The sequence below is a fragment of the Labrys sp. F242 genome (genome assembly GCF_057813875.1).
The window spans coordinates 192,033-204,057 of the sequence record NZ_JBVASG010000007.1; the positions used below are offsets into that span (position 1 = coordinate 192,033).

General features: G+C 57.6%; 7 protein-coding genes and 2 pseudogenes. 3 read left to right on the plus strand and 6 right to left on the minus strand.

Going from position 1 to position 12,025, the window contains the following annotated elements:
- Positions 1 to 26: 26 nt before the first annotated feature.
- Positions 27 to 1,343 carry an NRAMP family divalent metal transporter gene (locus ACZYTC_RS31080; RefSeq protein WP_434960358.1) on the minus strand — a complete coding sequence of 439 codons (1,317 nt, stop codon included), beginning with the start codon at positions 1,341 to 1,343 and terminating at the stop codon, positions 27 to 29.
- Positions 1,344 to 1,563: 220 nt separating this feature from the next.
- A pseudogene (locus tag ACZYTC_RS31085) lies at positions 1,564 to 1,788 on the minus strand (IS6 family transposase); the annotation flags it as partial.
- Between the two features lie 380 nt (positions 1,789 to 2,168).
- Here ACZYTC_RS31085 and ACZYTC_RS31090 point away from each other — a divergent pair.
- The 3 genes from ACZYTC_RS31090 (at position 2,169) to ACZYTC_RS31100 (ending at position 8,341) form a co-directional block, all read left to right on the plus strand.
- Entirely contained in the window at positions 2,169 to 4,241 is a 2,073-nt protein-coding gene (locus ACZYTC_RS31090) for a hydantoinase/oxoprolinase family protein (protein ID WP_434960359.1), read from the plus strand.
- A 38-nt stretch (positions 4,242 to 4,279) separates the two neighbouring features.
- Positions 4,280 to 6,364: a hydantoinase B/oxoprolinase family protein gene (locus ACZYTC_RS31095; protein WP_488991376.1), complete on the plus strand. Its 2,085-nt coding sequence runs from the start codon at positions 4,280 to 4,282 to the stop codon at positions 6,362 to 6,364.
- A gap of 333 nt (positions 6,365 to 6,697) precedes the next feature.
- Positions 6,698 to 8,341, plus strand: coding sequence for a purine-cytosine permease family protein (locus tag ACZYTC_RS31100; RefSeq protein WP_488991377.1), 1,644 nt, complete (start codon positions 6,698 to 6,700; stop codon positions 8,339 to 8,341).
- 56 nt (positions 8,342 to 8,397) lie between these two features.
- Here the strand turns inward: ACZYTC_RS31100 and ACZYTC_RS31105 are convergent, their stop codons facing one another.
- From ACZYTC_RS31105 to ACZYTC_RS31120, 4 genes and pseudogenes are all read right to left on the minus strand, one after another.
- Entirely contained in the window at positions 8,398 to 9,024 is a 627-nt protein-coding gene (locus ACZYTC_RS31105) for an ANTAR domain-containing response regulator (protein ID WP_434960362.1), read from the minus strand.
- A gap of 123 nt (positions 9,025 to 9,147) precedes the next feature.
- Positions 9,148 to 10,356, minus strand: a complete 1,209-nt coding sequence (locus ACZYTC_RS31110; protein ID WP_488991403.1) for a transporter substrate-binding domain-containing protein — start codon at positions 10,354 to 10,356, stop codon at positions 9,148 to 9,150.
- Between the two features lie 170 nt (positions 10,357 to 10,526).
- Positions 10,527 to 10,862 (minus strand): annotated as a pseudogene (locus ACZYTC_RS31115) (IS6 family transposase); the annotation flags it as partial.
- Between the two features lie 42 nt (positions 10,863 to 10,904).
- The gene (locus ACZYTC_RS31120; protein ID WP_488991378.1) at positions 10,905 to 11,972 is read right to left on the minus strand and encodes a dipeptidase; all 1,068 of its coding nucleotides are present in this window, start codon (positions 11,970 to 11,972) and stop codon (positions 10,905 to 10,907) included.
- Positions 11,973 to 12,025: the final 53 nt, after the last annotated feature.

Sequence of the window (12,025 nt, forward strand, 5' to 3'; positions counted from 1 at the left end):
CTCGTATCGACCATGGTTCCAGATGATTATCCTAGGAAAACCGATACGCCCATTCCGATCGCGCAAAGAGCCATAACTGCCGTCGAGAGCCAACCCAGGCCGATCAACCAGCCGCCAATGGTCTCATCGCCCATGATCTTCTTGTTCGTCGACATCAGCATCATGATGACCATAATGGGGACCGCTACGACTCCATTCACGACAGCACTCCAAAACAGCGCTTGGATCGGATTAATCGGCGTGAAGTTCAAGGCTACGCCAAGCATGGTTGCGATAGCTATTGTTCCATAGAACGCTTTCGCGTCCTTGGGCTTGCGAGCCAGTCCGGTGGGCCAACGCAGGGCTTCGCCGAGGCCATAAGCGGCCGATCCGGCAAGCACTGGAACAGCCAGCAGGCCCGTTCCGACAATGCCGACAACGAATAACAGTTCGGCAAACTTCCCCGCTACAGGCTCCAATGCTTCAGCTGCCTGGGCCGAACTTTCGATGTTGGTGACATGGTGAGTGTTCAGCGTTGCTGCCGCCGTGACCATGATGGACAGTGCGATGAAATTTGAGACGCCCATGCCAACCAAGGTGTCCAGTTCAATCCGCTGCTCGGCGTCTTCTGCTTGTTCCGGGCAGTCCTTCAGTGGCTCGCGCCCGGGTTTTTCCTTCAAATCCTCAACCTCCTGTGAGGCTTGCCAGAAGAAAAGGTATGGACTGATGGTTGTCCCGAAAATCGCCACGACCGCGGTGAGATAGTCAGCGGTAAATTCGATATGTGGAATGAAAAGACCGGACGCTAACGTGGCCCAATCGATCTTCACGATGAGAAGCGTGGCGACATACGCCAACAGTGCCAAACTGAGCCACTTAAGGAGACGAACATACTGCTTATATTGAAGAAACACTTGGGCGACGGCGCATCCGATGCCGAGGATGATGATATAGATCAGGGTGGGGCCGCCTACGATGAGTTTAATGGCGTCTCCCATTGCGCCAATATCAGCCCCGATATTGATGACATTCGCGACAATCAGTAGGAAGATAGCTGAATAGACCAGCCAGTTAGGATAATACTTACGCAAGTTACCAGCTATTCCTCGCCCTGTGGTTCTCCCGAGGCGGGCACTGATCATTTGGATCGCGCTCATGAGCGGATAAGAAAATATCAGTGTCCAGCTCGCGCTATAGGCAAATTGCGCGCCTACCTGCGAATAAGTGGCAATACCGCTTGGGTCGTCATCGGAGGCGCCTGTGATCAAGCCTGGTCCTAGTACGCTCAATATTCGAGGCTTGCTGGATTCTCCGGCCGGGCTGCGTTCCGCCCTCGTCTTGTGGTCATCGTCTCGTTCGGTCATTTCCCCGCCTTGCTGGAAAGGTGTTTTTGTTTGCCCACTCTTGAGGCTGCACAGGAACAGTTTCTGCGTAAATCGGTTCCCGGAGGATGCCGGACCGCGAGATCTGCCCGCGGCCATAATTTAGGAACAACTCCACTCGCGTGATGTTTGAGGCGCGCGAGGCGATGCGTGCTGGCATCGTCTTGTGGTCGATGGTGTAACGGCCCGCGCTGGCCTTCGGCTCGTCCATGTGCCACTTGCCGGTCACGGCTCGTTTGCGCCGGTTGAAGCGTTTCGGAAGCAACGGCGAGAGGTGAAGGGCCCAGCGATGGATCGTCGAGTGATCGACGGTGATGCCGCGTTCCGCCACCATCTCTTTCAAGTCGCGCAGGCTCAGGCCGTAAGCCAGGTACCAGCACTCGCAAAGCAGGATTACCGAGCGGTCGAAATGGCGCCCTCTGAACATCGCAAGCCCCTCGAAAATCGGAGGGCTTCATTGCCGGACATAGATTGCCATTCGGCTGGCGACAAGCCGCCTGAACCGCGCCTGCCGCCCGATTGACCGCCTCTTAGAAGCAATTCCCCATCGTGGCCGAAAGCATATCCGCGTTGGGAAGTCCTGACGCGCTGGCCAATTGCCTATGAAAAAAATGTTTGGCGAATTGAGTATTTTATGCGTATGCTACCAGTTACGTTCAACAGAGAACGCGGTCACGGCACATTGCGCGCTGCGCAACATGTACTGTGCGTGACCATCCCCCCAAACATAAAAGACAATCGTACTGCACGACGCGAGTTGTGCTGTCCGCCTCACACTGTCCAACATAAATCGGGAGGAATCCGCCTATGAATATAGACGGAAGACTGAGCGGCTATGCGTCCAAGGGATCGCGTGTTCGAGTTGCCATAGACGTCGGAGGAACATTCACCGACGTTTTCATTCTTGACTCCAACGGCAATCAAACCGTTGCAAAGGTGCCGAGCACGGCCAATCCAATTGACGCTGTCATGAACGGGGCAGCGGCGGCTCGGATTGATTGGCATGACGTGGAACTGTTTACCCACGGGACGACGATCGCGACAAACGCGCTGATAACACGCAATTTCAAGCCCGCAGCCATGGTGACGACCAAGGGCTTTCGAGACGTTCTCGAAATCGGGCGCGGTACCAGAGAAGACCCCTGGGATGCATATAAGGAAGGCACCCCACCCTATGTTCGGCGGCGCGACCGTTTCGCCGTTACCGAGCGCATCAACTATCGCGGCGAGGTCATTGAGCCATTCAACGAGGCCGAGGCTCGCGAAGTAGCGCGCATCCTGCGCAAGCGGGAAGTGACCGCGGTCGCGATATGTTTCATCAACGCCTATGTCAACGGTGCTCACGAACTGCGAATGGCCGAAATACTTGCTGAGGAGCTTGGGCCGGACGTCGCAATCACGACTTCGCACGAAACTCACCCAGAGATCTTTGAGGACGACCGGTTTTCGACGACAGTCGCCAATACAATATTGGCGCCGATCATCCGACCCTATGCGCGTGACATAGATCGCAGAACGACCGAAGCCGGTTACGAAGCCGACGTGCTGCTCCTGCATTCGGGTGGTGGGGTGATTACGCCGGCGACGGCGGAGAAATACGCCGCCCGCCTTGCGGCTTCAGGCATCGCGGCGGGTGCGATTGCAAGCAGGCATTTCGCCGGCCTGTGCGGTTACAAGAATGCAATCGGCCTGGATATGGGTGGAACATCGGCCGATATTTCGCTCGCGGCAGACGGACATTTGCGAATGACCGACAAATGGGAGGTCGATTGGGGCCACCCGATCTGTTTCCCCTCGGTCGAGGTTCTCACCATTGGCGCGGGCGGCGGCTCGCTCTCCTGGCTTGACAAGGCGGGGTCGCTGCGCAACGGCCCACAATCGGCCGGCTCCGTGCCTGGTCCCGCCTGCTATAAGGCCGGGGGGACCGAACCGACCAACACCGATGCGAATATCATTCTGGGGCGCGTCGGCACCGAGTTGGCCGGCGGCAGCATGAAGCTCGATCGCGATGCCGCACTCGAGGTGATGAAAAAGATCGCCGAGCCGCTCGAGCTCAATGTGATAGAGGCCTCGCTCGCGACGCTCCGGGTCGCAAATGCCAATATGGCAGATGCAGTTCGCCTGATCTCCATTGCCCGGGGCCACGATCCTCGTGATTTCGCACTAGTGGCTTTTGGAGGCGCCGGCCCCTTGCACGGCGTGGATATTGCTCGCGAGCTCAACATTCCAGTGGTGGTGGTTCCGCCAAACCCTGGCGTGACCTCCGCGGTCGGGTGCATGCTTGTCGATGTCCAGCACGACGTCACCCGCATGTTCTTCAAGGATGCCGTCGAGGCCGATCCGGCCGACATCGAGGCGGCGTTCAAGGAGATCGAAGCCGAAGGGCGCGCACGGCTGGAAACCGATGGTGTCGACGAAAAGGACATGACGTTCCAGCGTCTGGTCGACATGCGCTATCGTGGCCAGTGGCGTTCGCTGGCGGTGCCGGTTCCCGGCCAGATCAAATCGATGAAAGAAGCGATCGCAATCTTCCACAGTGAATATGAGAAAGCCCACAACTTCCGCCGTGAGGATTTTCCGGTCGAGATCTATCGTTTGACCGTTCGCGCGATCGGCGTCACGCCCAAACCGTCCTTCCCGAAAGTCAAGATCGACAAGGGCGCAAAGGCGACACCCAAGGGAACGCGCGAGGTCTGGTTCCACGGCCAGCCCCAGGCAATGACCACGAACCTCTATGATCGTGATCATTTGGCGGCAGGTGTCACCATCAAGGGACCTGCCATCATCGATCAGCTCGACTCGACCACCGTCATCCCCCCCGACTGCGTCGCCCATATCGACGAGTGGCTCAATATCCAGATCAAGCTCGACGCCGCCTAAGCGACGCCTGGCATAGGAACATGGAGAGGAAGAACAGCATGAGCAACTTGAGCAAATATGCGGGGCTGTCCGACAAAGGCATTCAGCATCCGCCACTTCCCGCGGACCGAAAGACGGTATTCAAGACCACACTCGACCCGATCACGTTCGAAGTTCTACGCAACGCCTTCGTCAACATCGTCGATCAGATGGCCGAGCAGTTGCTGAGAACCTGCTATTCATTCGTGATTTACTGCCGCGATTTCTCGTCGGGGTTGAGCGATCCCCAGGGTAACCTGGTGATGCAGGGAACGGGCGACATCGCCGCGCATGTGGGAACACTCCACTATACGTGCAAGGCGGTGATCGAGGCGTTCGGCGACGATATCCACCCGGGCGACGTCTTCATCATCAACGACCCCTTCCGGGGCGGCAGTCACTTCAACGACACGCGGATCCTGCGCCCCATGTTCTACAAGGGCGAGTTGATCGGATACTCGCAGGCGAACGGGCACTGGGCTGATATGGGGGGAGCGGCACCCGGGTCCTTCAACATCAATGCGCTCGACCACATGGGCGAAGGGCTACGCATCACGCCGGTGCGGGTTTGGAGCAAGGGGGTCTGGCTCGAAGACGTGGCCCGCATGATCGCTGCCAATACGCGCAATCCCGGCGATGTCATCGGTGACATGCAGGCGCAGGCCGAGGCGACCGCCGTAGCCGAGCGTGAGATCGTCCGGCTTTGCGACAAATACGGCGCCGAGACCATCAAGACCGCGTTTCAGGAAGTGCAAGACTATGTTGAAGTACTCATGCGCGCGCGTCTTGCCGAATTGCCGGACGGCACTTGGTACGCTGAAGACTATATTGACCAAGATCCCAAGCTCGAGGAGGGCCTGATCCCGATCAAGATCAAGTTCACGATCGATGGCAATCACGCCCATTACGATCTGTCGGGATCGCATCCGCAAATTTCCACATTCCTGAATGCGGCCTATGGAGGCTCGTTCGCAGGCATCGTAGCGGGAACTAAGTATCAGTTCCCGGATCTACCACTGAACTCCGGCCTCTACCGGGCGGTAACCGTAAATGTGGGAGAGCCGGGAACCGTTGTGAACGCCGATTGGCCGAGCCCTTGCGCCGGCTTCTGTTCGGGTCCGTTCGAAAAGCTCATGAACTCGGTGTTCGGCCTTTGGGCCGAAATCCTGCCCGAACGGACCATGGGTTGCGCCTTCAATCTCGAATATCTGCTGGTCGGAGGGCGTGACACCAGGATCAAGGGGCGTCCTTATTTCATGTGGTATGATTGGATGGCAGGCGGTTGGGGCGGCCGCAACGGTCGTGATGGCTTCAATGCCACCGCCCCGGTGTTCGGCGCGCAATATGGCATTCAGCCACTCGAAGGCCAGGAGCGCCTCGCCCCCGTGCTGACGAAATGCCACGATTTCGTTCAGGACTCGGCCGGACCTGGGGAGTCCCGAGGGGGACTCGGTGCCGAGAAGGGCGGCTCCGTCTTTGAAGGTGAGCGCATCGTGGTGTCCTATTGCTGCGATCGCGAGCGCTCTGTCACATGGGGTATGTGGGGCGGTCTGCCCTCGATCCCACACGGTGTGTGGCTTAACAAAGGGACGGAGAAGGAGCGCTATCTCGGCTCCATCTTCTCGAATCTGCCGATTGAGCTGGATGACGTGTTCACGCGTCCATCCGCCGGCGGCGGAGGCGTCGGCGATCCCCTGCTACGCGACCCGCGGCTTGTCCGCGAGGACGTGGCTGACGAATATGTCAGTATTGAGCGGGCAAGAATTGACTACGGCGTTGTCATCGGGGTGATCGACCGCGATCTGGCTCAGTACGAGGTCGACGTCGAGGCAACAGAGAGGGAGCGCCAGCACATCGCTGCGGCTCGCCTGGGCTGGCTCGATGAAGATGCAGAGAGGGTAGCCGCAGATTATCGCGCCGGAAAGCTCAACGAGATGGATTGTATCCGGCAATACGGCGTTATCCTCGATTGGGGGGATGGCACGCTTCTGCCCAATACGACCAATCAATTTCGTCAGATGCTTAAGCGCAGGGCCGTGCCCTATTGGGGCAAGACGCTGGCAGTCCTAGGCAAGGAAGCAACCCAAAGATCTCGGGCCGCCTAAGGTGGCTGGGCACGGGAGGCGGAGCGCACGAACGCACCGCCTCCCCACGAGTGCCGCTAGGCGAGGCGGCTGGAAACGGTGATGGATTGGCCAGGAACGCCAATGCCATCACGTTCAGGGCAATGCGCATATTCTCGATAATGCTGGCTCTCCTCCGTTCGCCTCCTGGGCGAGAGCACAGTCGCGCATGAACCTGTTCAAGGCGGTTCTCACGTGTAGGCAAATAGCCATCTGCGACAAAAGACGGTTGGCATTTCACATCCTGCGGACGGGCCACTGAAACCTGGCTGCCCAGCTGACATTGGTACGACCGCGACCACAGGAGGGGACACCATGGATACAGCCAGTAGCATTCCAAAACCGGATATCATCTATCAGGACGAACCTGGAGTCTTGCGCCAGGCAGCTGCCGAAGACTTCTCTTTGCATATCGTGCCGCCGACCTGGCGAAGCTCGCGTTTTTCACTCGCGATGGCTTGGTTCGGCCTGATGAGCGCCATGTTCTGGGTCGTCGTCGGGAGTACCGTTGCCCTGTCCGTCGGCACGATCGATACGCTGATCGGTATCGCGTTATCGACTGTGGTTTATGGGGTCCTGTGCAACGTCGCCGCTCGCTTTGCGGCACGAAGCGGAACGAATGTGGCGCTGTTTTCCCGAGCGGTTTTCGGACAGGTAGGCGCGACTTTCGCTGCACTGCTGTTTGGCGTGACGATTACCTACTACGCTATTGCCGAGGGCACGATCGTCGCGATCGCTCTCCAGGACTATTTCGGCGGACCGATGAGCCTGTGGTATTTCATCGTCTGCTGTTATAGCGCCCCCTTGGTTATGCGTGGCATACGCACCTGGCTCGATCGGATCAACGGGGTTCTACTTCCTTTATATGTCGTTGGGCTTATCGCCTGTGTGATTTGGGCAATTGTTACGCACGGTTATTCAAATAACTGGCTAACCCATCTTCCGGTAAGAAGCGCTGACATGGGTGTCCCCGGCTGGTGGTTCGCCTTCACGGTCTATATGGGTGTGTGGGTCGTCGTGATGATGACATGGGATGTGGCCCGCTTCGGCCGCAAGGAGGATGCCGCCGCCAACGGTAGCACGAGCTTTGGCATTCCCTTCTATGTCGTCACATTGCTGATCAACGGCGCGGTCGGGATCTTCATCGCTCAAACCATTCCGATCGTGGGGCCGTTGTCGGAGACTTCAGCGATCATCGGCATCGTGGCACTGATGGGGCCATTCGGAGTGCTTCTGGTCTGGGTCAGCCAGACGAGGATCAACACGATCAACTTCTATCTTTCGTCCACGAATATGCAGAACTTCTTTGCACGGGCGTTCAAGATTTCATTGCCCCGTACCATGTGGGTGGCGATCATGTCGGTCGTGATCTTCCTTGTGATGCTCACGAATGTCTTCGGCTACCTTCTGCAGACGCTCCAGTTCCAGGGCGTAATCATCGTCGCCTGGGTCGGTGTCGCCATTACCCATATCGGCTGGTGCTATCGACGCGGGATCAGGGCTGACATGCTTGAGTTTCGTCCCGGTCGAGTTCCGCTGGTTAATCCGGGCGGACTTGGAGCCTGGGTCGTCGCATCGGCCGTCGGCTGTCTTCTGCTGGTGTTTGGCGGCAGCTTTGGTGGCATCTGGGCACCGCCGATCACCCTGGCTATAGCCGTCCTCATCTATGCGGCGTCACTGGGGATAGCGCGCGCGAACTGGTATATCGTGAACCGGCCTCACGATCCGCGGAGCGAAGTCGACGATCCATGGACCGCGAGGATCCGCTGTAGTCATTGTGCGCAAGCCTATATCGCCCACGAAATGGATCGCGACCCCTCATTCCGTCATGAACCGATTTGCCTTGCATGTGCATCTGACCGCCGCGAATTCCTGCTGGCGGCTCGGGCAGAGGCAAGAACATATGCCGGACGCTGCGAGCCTGTCATGCTCGACCCTCAACGCAGCTCGGTGACGTAAGTTACGATTGCGGGCTGCGCCTTCGGTGCAGCCCGCCTTGCATGACCACCTATGCCTTACGGAAATTCACGATCGCACCATTCTTTGAGGCTCGCCTGTTCGTCCTCGTCGCACCAGTCGAGTGCGTTCAAAATCTCGCCGGAAACGACCTCCACCGTGGTTCGCCGCCTCATCGCCAGGTTCCGCAGCCTGCCATAGGCTTCATGTTCCGAGCGACTGTTTGTAAGCATCATCGCAAGCTTGGCACGCTCAATGGTACGGCAGGTTTCGAGCTTGGCCTGCATGCGTTGGAGGTTTGCGCAAAGCCGCTTTTCGCGCCGGAAGTTATTGACCGTCACCAGGAGATTGGTGAGAATTCCGAAGGGTCGGATCGGCAATCCGATGACAGCATTCGCTTGCATTCGCAGCAATCTGTCGATCGCAAGCGGGTTTTCATAATCGATAACCCCGATCAAGACTGCGGGAGGGTCGTCAGCCTGCCATTCAAACGTCAGTTTATGTTCTATGATCTGATCGAACATCGCGAAAACGATATCGATGTTCTTGAAGGCACCCGGCGGGGGCCAGATTTCTTCGACGTGACAGCCGATCCGCATCAGGTGGGACCGGAGAGCCGCGCCCTCGGTATTCTTGGGCTGGACGAGCAGGACACGCAAAGATCGCAAGTCCTTGACCAGAAGCATCTGATCCCTCTCCTTGCCACTGGAAGAATGGGAACCCCGCATGATCAGACTCTCCCATCGGCACCTGTTTGTCGAGAGCGGCCCGCCTGTCCAAGCGCTTGAGGCCCCCCAGGCATCACTGGATCACTCCTGAGTGCCGAAAGAGTCAGCTCGAAGCGTTTTCGGTAGGTCGGTGGTCTGCACTGGTCCGTCCTCGTCATCCAGAAAATAAGCGGTCCGATAGGGGTCCGGGGAGACGGCGTGGCTGGTTTCGGCAACGATCTCGAACTGCCCATCGTCTCGCACGACTCCGATCTTTGGCCAGACATGTGCGTGAGAATTCAGCGGGTCGATCGTGACTACGCCCTGCGGCGCATCGAAGGTCGTACCAAGAATTTGCGCACGCACGAGATTGACGTTGTCTGAATCGCATCGCCGCATTGCCTGCGCGACCACATGCGCTTGAGTGTATGCGGCCTCCCAGCCCATATTCGCATTTGGCGGTTCGCCGTGCGCGGCCTGATATCGCTCGAGACACGATCGATTTGCCAGATTGGTTTGTGACTGGAAATATGTGGCAGCCGTAATATGGCCAGATGCCGCGCCTATCCCGATCTCCCGGATGTCGGTTTCACTGGTCGTCAAGCTCGCCACGGGCATCTGATACGCATCGAGGCCATTGTCGGCATAGGCCTTGTAGAATTTCACGTTCGAGTGGCCGACGAAATTGTTGAATACGATATCCGGTTTGCGGTTTTTCATATCCTTGATTAGGGCGTCGAATTCTTCAAATGGCGCTTCTTCTCGAAGGTAGCGTTGGCCAACGATCTCGCCGTCACACGAACTGATAAGATCGGCCATTATCCGCCCGGACTCACGAGGCCACACATAATCCGATCCGACGATGTATAGTCTCGGCGTGAAGTTTTCTAAAAGATATGATCCCAAGAAAAAGCTATTTTGATTAGGGACGGCGCCAAAATATACGATATTTCTTGAATATTCAAAGCCTTCATATTGTGCTGGATAGCACAACAATCCATGTTCTTTGTCTAAAACACTTAAGACCGCCTTACGCTGGCTGGAAGTGTAGCATCCGAGGATAATGCTTGTCTTCCTTTCCGACAGAAGTTCGCGCGCCATATCCTGATATGCTGATGGCTTTCCCTCCGGGTCGCCATAGATAGGAACGAGCGGGCGCCCGTTTATTCCCCCGGCTTCATTGATTTCATCAATGGCGAATTTGGTGGCGGACAGCATGCTGCGCTCAGTTGCCGCGGTCCAACCCGTTTTCGAGAATAATACCCCAATATGAACTGGTCGATCCCTTGTCATTATTGTGTAAGACTCCATCGCACGAAAATGGGGCAACCTGCCTTTCAAGCAGCACTATCGTCGTAGGCGATCTCAAACGCTAGATGAGCTAATCTAGTCGGTCAATGGCTTGTTCAGGATTGGCTTATTAAAGCTGAGTGCGGACGCTCATGAAACCATCGCTCGTGCAAAAGGGGTCTGTCGCAAACTCAAAGTATTGACGTAAAAGTCGATTGCCCTGTCGATGCGGCGGCGAGGATTTCGAACTGCTCGCAAAGCGCGGATGTTGGGTTATAGGCATATCTGGCCTGTCGTTGGCGCTTCATGTGAATCATCTCGATACAGGGCACGATTATCGCCGCGCAGATGGTTGACTTGAACCCGAGCATGGCCGCGCTTGACGCGCTGATGATCCTGCTGGATGGGGTTGCTCGGATATTGGTTCTGGCGGATGCGGATTGGTTTCAACCGGCGGTGGGAACGATCCAGCAGACGGCTTCGCTGTCAGAGGTCGTAATGGCTTCCCGTTTTGTCTGGCTGCCCTCAAATTTAGGCAACGTACCAGTGCCGATGCTGAGCCTCAGCGTTCAGCCAATCGTCCGCTCCAATATGCCAACCCAGTTCTTCCAAGCGATTTTCGCGATCAGCTCCTCTCCATAGCCGTGCTGGCGGAAGGCTTCGATCAGCCGTGGAAGCCCCGATGCGTCGCCGATCTCGGGTGGAATGGGCGCTCCGTCGAAATCCGAGCCCAGGCCGACGCCGTCCTCGCCCACCTTGTCGAGCAAAGTGTCGATATGGCGCAGCATCATCTCGAGATCAGCACCCTCGGCGGTTGGTCCCCCGGGATTGAGGAAGCTCGTGGCGTAGTTCAGGCCCACCATGCCATGCGTCTCGCGGATGGCGCCGAGTTGCCAGTCGGTGAGGTTGCGCGCATGCGGGCAGATGGAATGCGCATTGGAGTGGGTTGCCACCAGCGGGGCATCGCTAAGGGCGGCAACATCGCGGAAGCCCTTTTCGTTGAGATGCGACAAGTCGATCATAATCCTCAGCTGATTGCAGGCCTTGACCAGGGCTTTGCCGGCGTCGGTAAGGCCCGGGCCGCTATCTGGCGAGGATGGATATCGGAATGGCACGCCATGGCCGAAGATGTTCGGCCGGCTCCAGACCAGGCCAAGCGAGCGCAGGCCGGTGGCGTGCAACACGTCCAGCATGGCAAGATCGGGATCGATCGCTTCAGCACCCTCGATGTGGAAGATGGCGGCGAGGGTGTCTTGCGACATGGCGTTGCGGATGTCCGCTGCGTTGCGACACACGCTCAGGAGCCCGGCACGCTCCAACCTGAACAGGATCGAGGCCATGCCGAGGGTAGCGATGCGCGCCTCCTCCATCGGCAGGGGTGGTGGTAGGGGCTCGTCATTGCTGGGGATCGGGATGGCCGCTCCGGCCTTGGCCGCGCCTTCCTCCTGCGGCGGGGCGAAGATCGCGAACATACCACCGGCAAGGCCGCCTTTGCGGGCGCGTGGCAGGTCGATATGCCAATCTGCCGGTGCGCCTTGTGAAAAGATCCGCATCTTATCGGGCTCCGGCGCGTGATAGAGATTAAGCAGCGCGTCGTTATGACCGTCGAAGACGGTGACGAGATTGTTTTGGGTCATGATCGATCCGTGTGATGCATTTCTTCGAAAATTGATGCGTCTTCGACGGAGAA